Here is a 14,849-nt window from a genome sequence, read left to right as displayed (position 1 = left end):
CGCTCCTTGTTACCTCGTGTAACAATAGTTTAAATAATAAACACATAATGAGGTTTTGGTCATGAGCCAGAAAAACCTATTGACTAAATCAGCTCTCGCAGCTGCAGTGGCAATTATCTCTTCAAACGTGTCTGCCGCAGGATTCCAGCTGAATGAGTTCTCATCAGCTGGTTTAGGACGTTCGTATTCTGGCGAAGGCGCCATGGCGGATACGGCGGCCTCCGCAAGCCGCAACCCGGCGTTGCTGATGATGTATACCCGCCCGGAACTTTCTTTCGGCGCGGTCTTCATCGACCCGGACGTTGACATTACCGGTCAATCCCCTTCCGGCGCCAGTTTGGATTCGAAAAACATCGCGCCGACCGCCTGGGTGCCGAACCTGCATTATGTTCACCCGATTAACGATCAGTTCGCCGTAGGCGGCTCGGTCACCAGCAACTACGGTCTGGCGACAGAATTCAACGACGGCTATACCGCCGGCGCTTACGGCGGCAAGACCGATCTGACCACCCTCAACCTGAACCTCAGCGGCGCATACCGTCTGAATCAACACTTCAGCTTCGGTCTGGGCTTCGATGCGGTGTACGCCAAAGCCAAACTGGAACGTTACGCCGGTGAATTGCCGAAGCTCATCGCCGGTTCCGGCCAATTACCGCCGCAGCTAGCCGGCCCTGTTTCGCAGATCCCGGCAGATACCCAGATTTCGCACCTGAAAGGCGACGAATGGGGCTTCGGTTGGAACGCCGGTATTCTGTACGAAGTGGATGAAAACAACCGTTACGGCCTCACCTACCGCTCTGAAGTGAAAATCGACTTCGACGGCGATTACAAGAGCAGCCTGCCTTCTGCCTTCAACCCGCTGCTGACCTCTAGAGGTCTTCCGTGGGGCACCAACGGCAACACCATTCCGGGTTCTCTGAGCCTGCACCTGCCGGAAATGTGGGAGCTGTCCGGTTACAACAAAGTGGCGCCGCAGTGGGCCATCCACTACAGCCTGGCCTACACCAGCTGGAGCCAGTTCCAGGAGCTGAGAGCCACCGGCAACAACGGCCAAACGCTGTTCGAGAAGCATGAAGGCTTCAAAGACGCTTACCGCATCGCGCTGGGTACCACCTACTTCTACGACGACAACTGGACCTTCCGTACCGGTATCGCCTTCGATGACAGCCCAGTGCCAGCACAGAACCGTTCGATTTCCATTCCGGATCAGGACCGTTTCTGGCTGAGTGCCGGTACTACCTATGCGTTCAACAAAGACGCGTCGGTCGACGTCGGCGTTTCCTACATGCACGGCCAGAAAGTCACCATCAAAGAAGGCCCTTACACCTTCAACTCTGAAGGTAAAGCCTGGCTGTACGGCGCCAACTTCAACTACCGCTTCTAATCTCGCCTGAGGATGCCAAAGCGCCCCGCGGGGCGCTTTTTCTTTGCCTGCCGCCGGCATAAAAAACCCGCCTGCCGGCGGGTTTTTCATTGGCGTGACGCCCGTGATTACTGCGAGTCGATCTCGTCCAGTTCGCCCTGAATCGCCTTGGCGTTCGGGTTCTCTTCCGGCTTGAGCGAGCCGCCGTTGGCGATGAAGTCGTGGCGCTGGAAGTAAGCTTCGCGCACCATGATGTAAGGATCGGAGGAGTTGCGCAGCAGGCCGTCGGAATCCAGCAGCTGGGCGCGGGTTTCGATCCCCTCGACCACCCATTTGCCCGCCGACATCCAGAAGGTGAGGTAGCTCAGCATCGGATACAGCGTATCCGCAAAGTCGCCGCCGTCTTCACGCAGGGTGAAGCTGCCGTAGCCCGGCAGCATCACGTACGGGCCGTAACCCACATCGTAATGCCCCAACGTGCTGCCGAAGCGGTTCGGCTCTTCGCGCGCCAGTTTCGGGTTGGCCATGCCGGCCACGTCGATCAGGCCGCCCATCCCGAGCAGGGTGTTCAGGAAGAAGCGGTTGAAGTGAATCATCCCGCGGTAAGGGTCGCCCTTGAGGAAGGCGTTGACCATGCTGGCCGGCTCTTCCAGGTTGGAGGTGAAGTTGCTGATGCCGTTACGCGCCGGCATCGGCACGTAGTCACGCCAGGCCACCGCGACCGGACGCAGGATATAGGGATCCAGGACGTTGTAGTTGAAGTCGAACATCGTCCGGTTGAATCCTTCCAGAGGATCGGAACGCCCTTGCGGATCGTTGTCTGGCGCGCTGGCACAGCCCACCAGTAATACCGTTGCGAATGCCACCCCAGTCAGGCGAAAGTTCATATTTTTCTCCATAAAAACACGTTCGGTCTTATTTTTCAGTGACCTGCTTGTTTATCTGAACGCTAACCTGCTCTTTACCGCTGAATGTCTGCAGCGAGCTTTCGCCGAACCAGTCCCCCGGCTGCGGCGTGGCCAATCCGTCCTGTGAGAGGCGCACACGCACCTGCACCTGATGCTGCGCCGAGAGCAGACGCTCGGGCATCATGGCGTTGCTGTCATCCAGAGAGAAAGACAGCGGAAAACGGCTCAGCGGCAATTGTTTTACCGCCACCGGCACCGAGCTGACGCCGTCAGTGACCGAAATGACCAGCGTCCCCTGCGCCGGCAAGGCTTTCGCCGCCTGCGGTGACAGCGAAACGGTCACATTCAGTTTAACATTTTCTCCGCCTGCCTGGGCTTTTGCTTGTGCAATGCTGCGCTTTATCACTTCCGCGCGCGGATCGTTGGCCGGCAGCAGCTGCAGCATCACCTGCCAGGCCCCGATCGCCTGCTTGAAATCGCCCTGTTCGAAGGCATTGAACGCCAACAGGCTCAGCACCCGCGGATCGCCGTGGTTTTCCGCGATCATGCGCCGCAGCAGCTGCGTCGCCTGCTTGTTATCCTCCGGATCGTTGGAGCGCGTCAAGACCTCGGCATAGCCGAGCCGCACTTCCAGACTATTCGGATCCAATTGATAAGCATGGGCAAACGCCTGCGTGGCGGTGGTGGCGTTGTTCAACGCCATGCCGACGCGCCCCAGCATCATCCAGTCGTTGATGTTGCGATCGTCCTGCTGCAGCGCGGTGCGCAGCCCCAGCCCGAGGCGGGCGATCTCTTCCATGCTCAGCGGTTTGGCGCGCTCATTGGCGACGCGCTCGCGCAATTCCGGCATTTGCGCCTGCACCAGACGCCAGTCCAGCACCTGCGCCAATCCGCCGGTTTTCAGATAAAAGCCAACGGTCACCGCCAGCAATAACAGCACGCCCGGCACCAGCGCCCAACGATTGATCGGTTTCGCCTGCGCCGCTTGCTCGGCCGGGATGTCGTTCAACAGGTTCTGTTGCAGCTCTTTCACCAGCTCCGGGCGCTCGGCCACCACGCCCTGCTGCTCGTCCTGCTCCAGCTCGCTGAGACGATCCTGATAAAAAGCCTTGTTCAACGCATCGCGCGTGGCGGCGCTCTGCTTGCCGTGGCGCATTGCCGGCACCACCAGCAACGCGGCGGCGCCAGCCAGCAACACGCAAATAATCAGCCAAAAAGCCATTAGGGTTTCTTCCTGTCAGTCTCTTGCAACAGCGCCGCCAGGCGCTGCCGTTCCCGTTCGGAGAATACATCGTCCACCGCCGCGTCGGGCCGGCGCCGGGCGCGCAGGATCACCACCGCCCCGCCGATCAACACGAACAGCAGCGGGCCGATCCACAAGATCAGCGTCGCCGGCGTTACCGGCGGCTCGTAGGTGACGAAGTTGCCGTAGCGCGCCACCATGTAATCGATGATCTGCTGCTTGCTTTGCCCCTGCATCATCAGCTCGTACACCTTGGTGCGCATGTCGGCGGCGATAATGGCGTTGGAATCGGCAATGCTGTTGTTTTGACATTTCGGGCAGCGCAGCTGTTCGGTCAACTCGCGATACTGCTGCTCCTGCTCGACGGAGTTGAAGCGATAGGTATCGATCGCCGCGGCGGCGCTCCAGCTCAGCAGCGCGGCGCACAGCAGGACAATCAGCCTCATGCCTCACCTCCGTACTTTTTATACAGCGGCAGCACTTCCTGCTGCCAGACACGCTCATTCATGTCACCGGCGTGGCGATAGCGAATAATCCCCTGGCCGTCGATGAGAAAGGTCTCCGGCGCGCCGTACACCCCGAGATCCAACCCCAGCATGCCGTCGCCGTCGTACAGGCTGAGGGCGTAGGGATTGCCGAGGGAATTCAGCCAGGTCACCGCCTTGGCGCGATCGTCTTTGTAGTTCAGGCCAACCACCCGCACGCCGCGCGCCGCCAGCGTGTTGAGATACTGGTGTTCCGCGCGGCAGGTCGGGCACCAGGTGGCCCAGACGTTGAGCAATATCGGCTTGCCGTCGCGCAACACCGCCTGATCGTAGGTTTTGCCGGGCTGATCCAGCGATTCCAGCCTGAAGGTCGGCACCGGCTTGCCGATCAGCGCCGATTCCAGCATGGTCGGATCTTCGCCGCCGGCGTTGCGCGTCAGCTGCACCATCAGCGCCGCCACCAGCAGCAGGAAGAGGACCAACGGGATAAACAGCAGATTGCGCTTCATGGTTGCGTCTCCAGCTTGCCTTCGCGCTTGAGTTTTTTGCTCATGCGGTAACGCGGGTCGAGGATGCACAGCAGGCCGCCAATCGCCATAAAGACGCCGCCGAACCAAATCCAGCGCACAAAAGGTTTGTAATACAGGCGCACCGCCCAGGAACCGTCCTCCAGCTCCTCGCCCAGCGCCGCATACAGATCGCGGCTGAAACCGCCGTCGATCGCCGCCTCGGTCATCATGCTGCGCGCCACGCTGTAGTAGCGTTTCTCCGCGCGCAGCGTCGCCTCCGGCTTGCCGTTGCGCGTGACGTCGATGATGCCGACGCCGCCGCTGTAGTTCGGGCCGCGAATGTCATGCACGTCGCGGAACACGAAGTGATAGTTGTGGATATCCACGCTGTCGCCGGCCTTCATCCGCACGTCGCGCTCCACGCTGTAGTTCTGGCTGAAGGCGATGCCGATCACCGTCACCGCCACGCCGAGGTGGCCGAGCACCATGCCCCAGTGGCTGCGGGACAGCTGCCGCAGGCCGCGCCAGAAACCGTGACGGTGGGTGGCACGCTCATGCAGTTCCATCAGCGTCAGGATGATCACCCACAGCGCCATGATCAGGCCCACCACCGTCATGCCGGCGATACTGTCCTGCAGCAGCCACGGCAGCAGAATCGACAGCGCCAGCGTCGCCAACAGCGCCACGCCGAGGCGGCGCCACAGCTTGCTCGGCTCATCGCGGCGCCAGCGCACCAGCGGGCCGATGCCCAACAGCAGCGCCAACGGCGCCATCAGCCAGGTGAACATGGTGTTGAAGAACGGCTCGCCGATCGAGATGCTGCCCAGCCCCAGCTGTTTGTGTACCAGCGGCAGCAGCGTGCCCAACAGCACCACCAGCATGGCGGCGATCAGCAGCACGTTGTTGCCCAGCAGGAAGGTCTCGCGCGAGAAGGTCTCGTGCTGCACCCGGCTGCGCACCTGGCCGCCCTTGACCGCGTACAGCAGCAGCGAACCACCGATCACGATCACCAGATAGGCGAGGATAAACATGCCGCGCGCCGGATCGGAGGCGAAGGAGTGCACCGAGACCAGCACGCCGGAACGCACCAGGAAGGTGCCCAGCAGGCACAGCGAAAAGGCGGTGATCGCCAGCAGCACCGTCCAGGCTTTGAACGTGCCGCGTTTTTCGGTCACTGCCAGCGAATGCATCAGCGCGGTGCCGGCCAACCACGGCATAAAGGAGGCATTCTCCACCGGATCCCAGAACCACCAACCGCCCCAGCCCAGCTCATAGTAGGCCCAGGCCGATCCGAGCACGATGCCCAGCGTGAGAAACACCCAAGCGGCGGTGGTCCACGGGCGCGACCAGCGCGCCCAGGCGGTGTCGAGCCGGCCGGCCATCAGCGAGGCGATGGCGAACGCGAAGGCGACCGAGAAGCCGACATAGCCCATATACAGCAGCGGCGGGTGGAAGATCAGGCCGATATCCTGCAGCAGCGGGTTGAGATCGCTGCCGTCGATCGGGAAGTTCGGCAACGTGCGGGTGAACGGATTGGAGGTCATGATGATGAACAGCAGGAAACCGGCGGTGATCATCCCCATCACCGACAGCACCCGCGCCACCGCATCCTGCGGCATCGCCCGGCTGCACAACGCCACCGCCAGCGACCAGCAGCTCAGCAGCAGCACCCACAGCAGCAGCGAACCTTCATGCGCCCCCCAGGTGGCGGCGATGCGGTAATACACCGGCAGTTGGGTATTGGAGTTGGTGGCCACGTAGGCGACGGTAAAATCGTTGACCACGAAGGCGTGCACCAGGCACAGGAACGCCAGCGCAATCGCGGCGAACATGCCGTAGGTCAGCGGCCGGGCCACCGCCATCATGCGGCTGTCCTGCCGCGCCGCGCCCCACTGCGGGTAAATGCTCAGCAGCAGCGCGATCGCCAGCGCCAGGCACAGCAGAAAACTGCCCAGTTCCGGCATCATGACTTGGCGCCCTCCGCCTGCGGCGCGTTATACGCTTCCGCCGGGCCTTTGTGGTTCTCTTTCATCGCGTCGGCCACTTCCGGCGGGGTGTATTTCTCGTCGTGTTTGGCCAGCACTTCGCGCGCATTGACCACGTTGCCCTCACCCAGCACGCCCTGCGCCACCACGCCCTGCCCTTCGCGGAACAGGTCCGGCAGAATGCCGGTGTAGGTCACGCCGATCGCGCCGCGCGCGTCGTAAATCTTGAAGCTGACCTGCAGCGTATTGGGATCGCGTTTCACCGAGCCCGGCATCACCATGCCGCCGATGCGCAGCCGCTGGCCGACCTCGGGCTTCTCATGATTCTCGCCCTTGCCCTGCAAAATTTCACCCGGGGTATAGAACAGATCGATATTGGAGCGCAGCGCGTACAGCATCAGGGTCGCGGTCAGCGCGATGCCGATCAGCACAACGATCGCCAGATAAAGGCGGCTTTTACGACGTGGATTCACAATGATTTCTCCCGCGGTGCGGCGGATTTTTGTTTTGATTGTTGCGCATGGCGAATGCGCCGCTCGCGCGCCTGACGGCGGCCGATCTCGGCGAGCAGCTGGCGCCGTTGCCAGACGGTGTGCGCCACCAGCCCCAACAGCGAAATCAGCGTGGCGGCGACCGCCAGCCAGACATAGAAGGCGTAACCGCCCATGGCGAAAAACGCCGACCAGGAATCGAATGCGGCATTCATGACTGACGCTCCTTATTCACCAGCCCGGCGACCCACGGGCGCTGGCGCTCCTGGAACAGGATCAGATTGCGCAGGCGCATCAGCGTCAGCGTGACGAACAGCAGCAGGTAGCCGAGGATCGCCCAGCGCAGCGGGGTGCGCATACTCGGCGCGATGGACTGCTGCATGTTGGTCGAACCCTGATGCAGCGTATTCCACCATTCGACCGAGAAATGGATGATCGGGATATTCACCACACCCACCAGCACCAGAATCCCGGCGGCGCGGCCCGCCAGGCGGCGGTCTTCGAAAGCGTTGTACAGCGCGATGACGCCCATATAGAGGAACAGCAGCACCAGCTCGGAGGTCAGACGCGCATCCCACACCCACCAGGTGCCCCACATCGGCTTGCCCCAGGCGGAGCCGGTCACCAGCGCGATAAAGGTGAACACCGCGCCGATCGGCGCCATCGCCGCCACTACGGTATCGGACATTTTCATCTGCCACACCAGGCCGATAAACGCCGCCACCGCCATCGAGGCGTAGATGCCCATCGACCACATGGCCGCCGGCACGTGAATATAAATGATGCGGAAGCTGTCGCCCTGCTGATAATCCTTCGGCGCGAAACCAAAGCCCCATGCCCAGCCAAGCAGCAGGCAAGCCGCCGCCGCCAGCCCCAGCCAGGGGATAAAGCGGCCGCAGACGTGATACAGCCGTTCAGGCCGCGCCAGTTGATGTAACCATTTCCACATTGTCGTCAGTGCTCACGGTAATTTTTATGCGTCGGCCGCCCCGAGCGATCGAAACGGCGAAAATCTTCTGCGGGGTACGCTCTTGTCGGCCTTGCCCGTCTGTTCATTCAATACGTTAGCTAGTGTACGCTCACTCGCAGCGCCGCCGCGGTGGCAAACGGCGCCAATGTCACGCTGCCCGCCAGCATCGCGCCGAGTATCGCCAGGTAACCGTCGATCGGCATGCCCATCGAAGCGGCGTCGATCGCCCCGGTGGCGAAGATCAGCACCGGAATATACAGCGGCAGCACCAGCAGGCTGAGCAGCACGCCCCCTTTGCGCAGGCCGACGGTCAACCCCACGCCGATAGCGCCGATCAGGCTCAGCGTCGGCGTGCCGAGCAGCAGCGTCCCCGCCACCGCCAGCCAGGTCTGCATATCGAGTGACAGCAGCAGCGCCACCAGCGGCGACAGGATCAGCAGCGGCAGACCCGTCACGACCCAGTGAGCACACACTTTGCCCAGCACCGTCATCGGCAGCGGCGTCGGCAGCAGCAACAGCTGCTCCAGCGAGCCATCGAGGAAATCATCGCGAAACAGCCGCTCCAGCGACAGCAGCGAGGCCAGCAGCGCCGCCACCCACACGATGCCCGGCGCAATGCGCGCCAGCAGCTGCGGCTCCGGGCCAATCCCCAACGGGAACAGCGTGATCACTATCAGGAAAAACCACAGCGGGTTGACGATCTCCGAGCCTTTACGGCAGGCGATCTTCAGTTCGCGGCGCACCAGGGTCAAAAACATCACAAACTCCCCGCGTCGTGTTCCGCCAAACGAACTTTGCCCACCGTTTGGCCGACGCCGGCCAAATCCTGATGGGTGGTCAACAATACCATGCCGCCCCGCTGCGCATGTTGTTCAAAAAGGCTAATCAACTCGGCCACGCCCTGTTTGTCGATCGCCGTCAGCGGTTCATCAAGGATCCACAGCGGCGCCGCGCTGAGCCACAGCCGCGCCAGCGCCACGCGCCGCTGCTGCCCGGCGGAAAGCTGCGCCACCGGCAGATCCTCGTAACCCACCAGCCCCACCTGCTCCAGCGCGCGCCAGATGGCCTGATGCTCGGCCGCGCCGCGCACCGCTTGATAAAACTGCAGATTTTCGAAGGGCGTCAATACGGCTTTGATGCCGGGCTGATGGCCGATAAACAGCAAATCTTGCTGGTAATTCGCGCGATCGCGCAGCGTGTTGCGCCCGCGCCAGCACACCTCGCCGCCGTCCGGCCGCGCCAGGCCGGCGAGAATGCGCAGTAAACTGGTCTTGCCCGCGCCGTTCGGCCCTTCTACCTGAATGATATCGCCCGGCTGAACTGAAAAGCTTAGCTCGCTAAACAGGATGCGCTCATCGCGCACGCAACTCAGACTTTTGGCTTCCAGCATCGGGGAACTCATATTTTTCTTTGGGATAGCGAATCATAGCATAAGCCTTTCCCCGCACGCAGCCCGCGGCGGGCGCGCCGACGGGCCAATATGGCGAGCAGGATCAAGAATGCGTGGAAAAAATCGGCGGATTTTAACTCTTGTTACCTTTTTCTGTATTTCGCCGCATTTAACTACGCTTAATGACGTGAACTCACCCTTATGAAGCAGGAGCGACAGCATGAACGAACAGCGACGCCAGGAGCACGAGCCGGATGAGACGATGCAGGTAGAGAGCGAAGAACAGGAACAGGGCAAGCGCGAAATCGAAGTCAGGGAAGAAAATCTGCCTTCGCGCGCGGCGGCGGTGCATGAACAGATCCGGATGGAAGGCGAAAAAGAGCTGGAGCGCGACTGGCTGGCATTGCTGTGGTCGGCGATCGCCGCCGGGCTGTCGATGGGCGCCTCGCTGGCGGCAAAGGGCATTTTCCACGCCCGCCTGCCGGACGATCCCAGCCGCTTTTTTATCGAGAACCTCGGCTACACCTTCGGTTTCATCATTGTCATCATGGCGCGCCAGCAGCTGTTTACCGAAAATACCGTCACGGCGGTATTGCCAATCATGCATAAACCCACGCCGCGCAACCTGCTGATCCTGCTGCGCCTGTGGGGGGTGGTGCTGCTCGGCAACCTGATCGGCACCGGGCTGGCGGCGCTGGCGTTTACCCATATGCCGCTGTTCGACGCCGAGACGCGCGGCGCCTTCATCAGCCTGGGCGAAGAGGTGATGCGCCATACGCCGGGAGAAATGTTCGCCAACGGCATCCTGGCCGGCTGGATCATCGCCACCATGGTGTGGATGTTCCCGGCCGCCGGCGCGGCGAAAATCTGGGTGATCGTGCTGATGACCTACCTGGTGGCGATTTGCGATCTGACCCATATCGTGGTCGGCTCTGTCGAGATCCTCTATCTGGCGTTCAACGGCGCGATTGAATGGCAAGAATTCATTTACCCGTTCGCCCTGCCGACGCTGGCGGGCAACATCATCGGCGGCACCTTTATCTTTGCGCTGATAAGCCACGCGCAGATCCGCAACGATTTGAGCGCCAAAAATCGGGCGGCGCGTCTGCAAGAGGAAAAACGGCGCCACGGCGGGGAAAAACCGTGATCGCCGTCGGTTAGCCGAGGAAATTTCGGCATGAACTGGCGAGGTATTGAGCAAACGCGCCGCTAAGCGCTTATTCTGCGGGTAAAAAAAGGTATAATGCCCCGGCAGCTTCGGTTGCCGGCCCGCAGCGTCCCCGTAGTTAAACGGATATAACAAGCCCCTCCTAAGGGCTAGTTACTGGTTCGATTCCAGTCGGGGACACCATTCTTTCTTGTCCAGCCATTCCCCGTCATCTGCACCCGCAATCCGCCCTTTTCCCCCGTTCAGATTCGATTTCCCCCGAGCGTTATGATTGGCATTAATTAAAAAACTTAATATCCGTCGGAGTAGAAACCGTCGTCGCCTGCCCTCTGGCCTGCAACTCGCCCTTCTCATCATCGAAATCGAACAACATAACGGTATTGGTAAACACATTCGTCACATAGAGATGGTTACCGCCGGCATCGAAAGCGAGCGCACGCGGCTCAATGCCACCGGCCTCATAGCGCGTTGGCACATCTGGCAGCCCATCCTCGCCAATTTTTAATACCAGCAGGTGGTTATCGGCACCGCGATTGGTGGCAATAAGATATCTGCCGCTCGGGCTGAGGATTATTGCCCCACCGCTTTTCGCCTCCGCTGAATCCTGCCCGCCGTTCAGTTTCACCTTCCCTTGCCGCGTCAATCGATGGTCGCTGACGGCAAACACCTCGATTTCACTCGCCATTTCAGTGATGACGTAGGCGTATTCCCCTTCTGGCGAGAACGCCATGTGCCGTGGGCCGGCGCCGGGTGCGAAGGCGACATCGCGCGAAGCATCCGCCTGCAAAGGCTGCGCGTTGTCCGAGCGATAGCGGTAGGCGCGCAGTTTGTCCCCGCCGAGATCCGCCGCGTACAGGTATTGGCCATCGCGGCTGAAGGTGGTGGAGTGCGCATGGCCCCCTTCCTGGCGCCCCTGCACGACGCCGGAGCCGGGCGTGAACGGAAAATGCTGCACCCGTTCTCCCAGTTTGCCGTCGCCGCCAATCGGTAATACCGTCACCCCCGCGCCGCCTTTGGCGACGGAGTAGTTGGCGACAAACAGAAACTTGCCATCCGGGCTGAGGGTGGCATGCGTCGGCTGCCGACCCGCGCTGCTCACCGTATTCAGCACCCGCACGGCGCCGTCTTTGTCTATCGCCAAGGCAGTGACCGTTCCCGCGTTCTCCTCATTGGTGACATAGGCGAAACGGCCATCGCGAGATTTTACGATCCATGACGGGCTTTTCATTTTAATCACGTCGAGCAGCGTTAATGTGCCGTCGCCATTAACCGCCAGACGATAGAGGCCTTCACTGGGGTGCGCCGGTTTCTGCACCGCAGGCGCATCCGGAATATGGGTCCAGGAGCCGACTAACGCTATTTGCTGATGCTCCCGATTATTTGCCATCGCATTTCCTGAAAACATGAAAAGAGTTAATGCCAACGCGAATTGAATGGCCTGCCTGGCTAAACCGGCCACGCTCGCTCCGCCAGACACAGACAATGTCAAAGGTAGCATACGGCGCGCATAATGACGCTTATTCATCGAATCGGGGGATTTCTCTATACTCATGATGTTTCCTTTTCTCAACGCTACGCTACAGGAATAAGTATATCGACATTGACGACGCGACTGTGTAAATGCTCATGTCTATATAGTTCGATAAAAAAACTTTCTCTCACCTTGACATTGATAGCCGGCAGATAGGCGTCATAGATATCTGCAAAAAAATCAATGTACTCAGACAACTCACCCATAAAGGGGATGACAATATATTTCCCTCTGGGTATGTAGAAATTGAAGATAGAATGAAAAACCTCTTGCTCCTTGCCGTTTGAATGCCATTTTCCCGCTCTGTTGTTTTCCGCACGATAAGCCTTCCCATGCTTGCTTAACCATTTCTCATTAGTCTGCGTAATGTCACCGGCATCTCTGTATTTCCTTATGGAGTGGAAGATCAATGCCTTGTACTGCTTTAACAGCTCGATATCATCCGGCATGACCGTGTGATAAAAATAGGGTTTCTTGTCAATGCCATACGGTGGGATCTGGGTGGAAAAATCCCATCCCCGGCTGTTCCTAAAGCTGTTGGGCGTTTCGCCAAAGAAACGTTTAAACGCCCGCGTGTAACATTGCTGAGAGGCAAAGCCCGATGCCAAGGCGACATCCAATATGTTCCCTTGATGTTGTTTAAGCAAGATTGCGGATCGGCTCAGCTTTCTGTTTCTGATATAAGTCCCTAACGTAATGCCAAAATAATGTTTAAACAGCCGCTGTAAATGCCATTTAGAGTAACCCGAGATAATAGACACTTTCTCAACGGAAAGTCCCTCTATAATATTCTTCTCTATATACTCTAACACCTGTAAAAGAATATCTTTTCGATAGTCCATGCGCGCTCCTTGCCTTTATAAAAATCGTGTCCTTTTCATTAAAATCGTTAACCAACCAAATCAAGTCATTAAGATTAATCCTAAAAAAAATCACCCTGACAACGCCATTTTTACGGCATGGGAAAAGTCATCATATAAATAACTGAAAATGATCATGTTATATAAATATGCTTGCGAAAAACACGTGAATAAAAAATGCGCCGCGCAAAGTGCATCCATTAAAGATGCATTTGCCACGCCAGGGCAAATCACACTTTATGTTAATTGTTTTATCTTAAAGTGTTTTTTTGCATCCCAATTGCATGACCAAATAGGAATTTCATCATTGCAAATTAAAATGCATTTTATAATCAGGCTGACTGATAAAACTTATTGAGACTAATAAATAAAATCATGAGCAGCGTTTGAAAAGAAGATAGGGACAGGCTCATTTTCTGAACATCGGGCCAGAAAATCACAGATCGTAATAGGGAGCTTCTTTTATCTTTTTCCTGCGCTGAGAAGAACCGATGTTTTAACACATCTTGCTCGATGCCCTATTTTACCCTCCACGCCAATTGGGGCGCTACTTTGCCCACCGTGAACCGCCGGCCCTCCAACGTAAAAGCCTCATGCCGACTCGCACCGTGCGTTGTTGCCAGAATAGCCTGATTGCCCAGTAAAAAGCCCAGCCTATAAGGCCGGGCCTTTCATTAACGGCCTGATTAATCAGCCAGGTTGTCGATCTCTGCGGATCTGTGCTTGCGCAACAGATACAGCAGCAAAGATACCCGCCGCTCGGTGCGTTCCGGGGTATCCGGCGGCAGGTTGTAGCGCAGGGTGTAGCGCTCGTTATTCTCGTTGCAAAAATCGATGACGAGCACGGGAGCAGAGGCCCCCGCTACTTTTCGATAATTCAGCGAGATGCACGACAGGTTTTTTTTCATCTCAACTTACCGCGACAGTGCGGCGGGTTGATTCGGCAATCCGCCCCACGCCGGCGCTCAGCGCGGCGCCCAACAGCAGCATCAACAGCGAACCCCAAGCGGCGCGCGACAGCTGTTTGGCCGCTTCGTCGGCCGCTTCACGCGCTTTCTGCTCGGCCTCGGCCTTGAGTTTTTCCACTTTCTGCACCGCCTGCTGGTAAGCCTGAGCATAGTTATCGACGATTTGACTCGCTTCATCGCGGCTTTTGCCGGTGCGCGCCGCAACGATATTCACCAGCGCATCCTTGTCGGCGGCGCTCAACGTCGGCTCACCGGACTGCTTGACGCGGTCGAACCACTGCTTGAGCTCGGAGGCGGCCTGCGCCGGATCGGCAGCCGCGTCCATGGCCGATTGCTTGCCGTCGGCGGTCGCCCTATCGGCCTTCTGTTCCAACCGAGCCGGATCCAGTTCCGGCTTGCCGGTCTGCTTGAGCGTGGCATTCAACTGGTTTTCCAGGCTTCCCCAGTCAAGGCTGATGCCCTTTTTATCCAGCTGTTGCTTGAGGCCTTCGCCCACGTTTGGCGCCGCCGCCGCCAGGCCGCTGCCCGCCAGCGAAAGCCCTTTGCCCACCGCGCTGCCCGCCAGCCCCACCACGCCACTCGCCAATGAAACCACCAGCCAGGTGGTCAGCAAGGTGGTGCTCGCCCAGCTCAGCAGGCCATGCAAGCCGCCGCGGTTCGGTGCGGTGCGGCCGGCGACGAACGCGCCTGCGGCCAGCGACGCCAGCGTTGAAACCAGCAGCCAGATCCCGGTGCCGGTGCCAAAGCCGCTCAGCGGGTTACCCTTTTGCATCATATCCACGGCCTGGGCGCCGATAGCCGTGCCCAGCACGCTGAAGATCAGATAAGTCACCAGCGCCACGGCACTCCCGGCCAATATCGAGCCCCATGACACCTGAAACGCAAAGCGATTTGATTCATAGACAGTGGTCATCGTTGTTCCTTATATTTTCTGGACAAGTGATTGCACGCACGGCGGATAACCGCGCAGACAGATGC

The 14,849-nt window shown here is 59.1% G+C and carries 16 protein-coding genes and 1 tRNA gene; 3 read left to right on the top strand and 14 right to left on the bottom strand.

Annotated features, from left to right (window positions below; translation table 11 throughout):
* Positions 1–61 precede the first annotated feature (61 nt).
* Positions 62–1,384, top strand: coding sequence for a long-chain fatty acid transporter FadL (fadL, locus tag ACJ8HB_RS05475; protein WP_033635393.1), 1,323 nt, complete (start codon positions 62–64; stop codon positions 1,382–1,384).
* 107 nt (positions 1,385–1,491) lie between these two features.
* Here the strand turns inward: fadL and mlaA are convergent, their stop codons facing one another.
* The 10 genes from mlaA to ccmA form a co-directional block, all read right to left on the bottom strand.
* On the bottom strand, positions 1,492–2,250 hold the full coding sequence (gene mlaA / locus ACJ8HB_RS05470; RefSeq protein WP_033635394.1) for a phospholipid-binding lipoprotein MlaA: 759 nt from the start codon (positions 2,248–2,250) through the stop codon (positions 1,492–1,494).
* A gap of 28 nt (positions 2,251–2,278) precedes the next feature.
* The gene (gene ccmI / locus ACJ8HB_RS05465) at positions 2,279–3,493 is read right to left on the bottom strand and encodes a c-type cytochrome biogenesis protein CcmI (protein ID WP_047571136.1); all 1,215 of its coding nucleotides are present in this window, start codon (positions 3,491–3,493) and stop codon (positions 2,279–2,281) included.
* On the bottom strand, positions 3,493–3,960 hold the full coding sequence (locus ACJ8HB_RS05460) for a cytochrome c-type biogenesis protein (RefSeq protein ID WP_047571135.1): 468 nt from the start codon (positions 3,958–3,960) through the stop codon (positions 3,493–3,495). The genes ccmI and ACJ8HB_RS05460 overlap by 1 nt, the downstream gene beginning before the upstream one ends.
* On the bottom strand, positions 3,957–4,508 hold the full coding sequence (locus tag ACJ8HB_RS05455) for a DsbE family thiol:disulfide interchange protein (RefSeq protein ID WP_047571133.1): 552 nt from the start codon (positions 4,506–4,508) through the stop codon (positions 3,957–3,959). Before ACJ8HB_RS05455 ends, ACJ8HB_RS05460 begins: the two co-directional genes overlap by 4 nt.
* Positions 4,505–6,475 carry a heme lyase CcmF/NrfE family subunit gene (locus tag ACJ8HB_RS05450; protein WP_033648089.1) on the bottom strand — a complete coding sequence of 657 codons (1,971 nt, stop codon included), beginning with the start codon at positions 6,473–6,475 and terminating at the stop codon, positions 4,505–4,507. Before ACJ8HB_RS05450 ends, ACJ8HB_RS05455 begins: the two co-directional genes overlap by 4 nt.
* Positions 6,472–6,966 (bottom strand): cytochrome c maturation protein CcmE, encoded by a 495-nt coding sequence (ccmE, locus tag ACJ8HB_RS05445; protein WP_004936264.1) that lies wholly within the window; start codon positions 6,964–6,966, stop codon positions 6,472–6,474. Before ccmE ends, ACJ8HB_RS05450 begins: the two co-directional genes overlap by 4 nt.
* Positions 6,963–7,199, bottom strand: a complete 237-nt coding sequence (gene ccmD / locus ACJ8HB_RS05440) for a heme exporter protein CcmD (RefSeq protein WP_004936267.1) — start codon at positions 7,197–7,199, stop codon at positions 6,963–6,965. The genes ccmE and ccmD overlap by 4 nt, the downstream gene beginning before the upstream one ends.
* Positions 7,196–7,933: a heme ABC transporter permease gene (locus ACJ8HB_RS05435; protein ID WP_004936270.1), complete on the bottom strand. Its 738-nt coding sequence runs from the start codon at positions 7,931–7,933 to the stop codon at positions 7,196–7,198. The genes ccmD and ACJ8HB_RS05435 overlap by 4 nt, the downstream gene beginning before the upstream one ends.
* 119 nt (positions 7,934–8,052) lie before the next feature.
* Positions 8,053–8,712 carry a heme exporter protein CcmB gene (ccmB, locus tag ACJ8HB_RS05430; protein ID WP_025303731.1) on the bottom strand — a complete coding sequence of 220 codons (660 nt, stop codon included), beginning with the start codon at positions 8,710–8,712 and terminating at the stop codon, positions 8,053–8,055.
* Positions 8,712–9,344 (bottom strand): cytochrome c biogenesis heme-transporting ATPase CcmA, encoded by a 633-nt coding sequence (gene ccmA / locus ACJ8HB_RS05425; RefSeq protein ID WP_033653721.1) that lies wholly within the window; start codon positions 9,342–9,344, stop codon positions 8,712–8,714. The genes ccmB and ccmA overlap by 1 nt, the downstream gene beginning before the upstream one ends.
* 220 nt (positions 9,345–9,564) lie before the next feature.
* Here ccmA and ACJ8HB_RS05420 point away from each other — a divergent pair, with 220 nt between their 5' ends.
* Both ACJ8HB_RS05420 and ACJ8HB_RS05415 read left to right on the top strand, forming a co-directional pair.
* Entirely contained in the window at positions 9,565–10,491 is a 927-nt protein-coding gene (locus ACJ8HB_RS05420; protein ID WP_033653720.1) for a formate/nitrite transporter family protein, read from the top strand.
* A 129-nt stretch (positions 10,492–10,620) separates the two neighbouring features.
* Positions 10,621–10,695: transfer RNA gene (locus ACJ8HB_RS05415), tRNA-Arg, on the top strand.
* A gap of 94 nt (positions 10,696–10,789) precedes the next feature.
* On the opposite strand, the gene ACJ8HB_RS05410 is transcribed toward ACJ8HB_RS05415, so the two are convergent.
* The 4 genes from ACJ8HB_RS05410 to ACJ8HB_RS05395 form a co-directional block, all read right to left on the bottom strand.
* Positions 10,790–12,064 carry a lactonase family protein gene (locus ACJ8HB_RS05410; RefSeq protein WP_223307144.1) on the bottom strand — a complete coding sequence of 425 codons (1,275 nt, stop codon included), beginning with the start codon at positions 12,062–12,064 and terminating at the stop codon, positions 10,790–10,792.
* 20 nt (positions 12,065–12,084) lie between these two features.
* Positions 12,085–12,885 carry a helix-turn-helix domain-containing protein gene (locus ACJ8HB_RS05405; protein WP_047571129.1) on the bottom strand — a complete coding sequence of 267 codons (801 nt, stop codon included), beginning with the start codon at positions 12,883–12,885 and terminating at the stop codon, positions 12,085–12,087.
* A 704-nt stretch (positions 12,886–13,589) separates the two neighbouring features.
* Entirely contained in the window at positions 13,590–13,811 is a 222-nt protein-coding gene (locus ACJ8HB_RS05400) for a hypothetical protein (RefSeq protein ID WP_004936288.1), read from the bottom strand.
* Position 13,812: 1 nt separating this feature from the next.
* Positions 13,813–14,784 carry a membrane protein, TIGR04086 family gene (locus ACJ8HB_RS05395; RefSeq protein WP_047571127.1) on the bottom strand — a complete coding sequence of 324 codons (972 nt, stop codon included), beginning with the start codon at positions 14,782–14,784 and terminating at the stop codon, positions 13,813–13,815.
* Positions 14,785–14,849 lie beyond the last annotated feature (65 nt).

Source organism: Serratia sp. CY27727 (assembly GCF_052169275.1).
GTDB lineage: Bacteria > Pseudomonadota > Gammaproteobacteria > Enterobacterales > Enterobacteriaceae > Serratia > Serratia sarumanii.
The sequence above is the reverse complement of the archived record's forward strand: the minus strand, read 5'-3'. Positions and strand labels throughout refer to the sequence as shown.

Excerpts from the sequence above, each read along its gene's own strand:
- fadL (WP_033635393.1), top strand. The coding sequence starts at position 62 with ATGAGCCAGAAAAACCTATTGACTAAATCAGCTCTCGCAGCTGCAGTG.
- mlaA (WP_033635394.1), bottom strand. The coding sequence starts at position 2,250 with ATGAACTTTCGCCTGACTGGGGTGGCATTCGCAACGGTATTACTGGTG.
- ccmI (WP_047571136.1), bottom strand. The coding sequence starts at position 3,493 with ATGGCTTTTTGGCTGATTATTTGCGTGTTGCTGGCTGGCGCCGCCGCG.
- ACJ8HB_RS05460 (WP_047571135.1), bottom strand. The coding sequence starts at position 3,960 with ATGAGGCTGATTGTCCTGCTGTGCGCCGCGCTGCTGAGCTGGAGCGCC.
- ACJ8HB_RS05455 (WP_047571133.1), bottom strand. The coding sequence starts at position 4,508 with ATGAAGCGCAATCTGCTGTTTATCCCGTTGGTCCTCTTCCTGCTGCTG.
- ACJ8HB_RS05450 (WP_033648089.1), bottom strand. The coding sequence starts at position 6,475 with ATGATGCCGGAACTGGGCAGTTTTCTGCTGTGCCTGGCGCTGGCGATC.
- ccmD (WP_004936267.1), bottom strand. The coding sequence starts at position 7,199 with ATGAATGCCGCATTCGATTCCTGGTCGGCGTTTTTCGCCATGGGCGGT.
- ACJ8HB_RS05435 (WP_004936270.1), bottom strand. The coding sequence starts at position 7,933 with ATGTGGAAATGGTTACATCAACTGGCGCGGCCTGAACGGCTGTATCAC.
- ccmB (WP_025303731.1), bottom strand. The coding sequence starts at position 8,712 with ATGTTTTTGACCCTGGTGCGCCGCGAACTGAAGATCGCCTGCCGTAAA.
- ccmA (WP_033653721.1), bottom strand. The coding sequence starts at position 9,344 with ATGCTGGAAGCCAAAAGTCTGAGTTGCGTGCGCGATGAGCGCATCCTG.
- ACJ8HB_RS05420 (WP_033653720.1), top strand. The coding sequence starts at position 9,565 with ATGAACGAACAGCGACGCCAGGAGCACGAGCCGGATGAGACGATGCAG.
- ACJ8HB_RS05410 (WP_223307144.1), bottom strand. The coding sequence starts at position 12,064 with ATGAGTATAGAGAAATCCCCCGATTCGATGAATAAGCGTCATTATGCG.
- ACJ8HB_RS05405 (WP_047571129.1), bottom strand. The coding sequence starts at position 12,885 with ATGGACTATCGAAAAGATATTCTTTTACAGGTGTTAGAGTATATAGAG.
- ACJ8HB_RS05400 (WP_004936288.1), bottom strand. The coding sequence starts at position 13,811 with ATGAAAAAAAACCTGTCGTGCATCTCGCTGAATTATCGAAAAGTAGCG.
- ACJ8HB_RS05395 (WP_047571127.1), bottom strand. The coding sequence starts at position 14,784 with ATGACCACTGTCTATGAATCAAATCGCTTTGCGTTTCAGGTGTCATGG.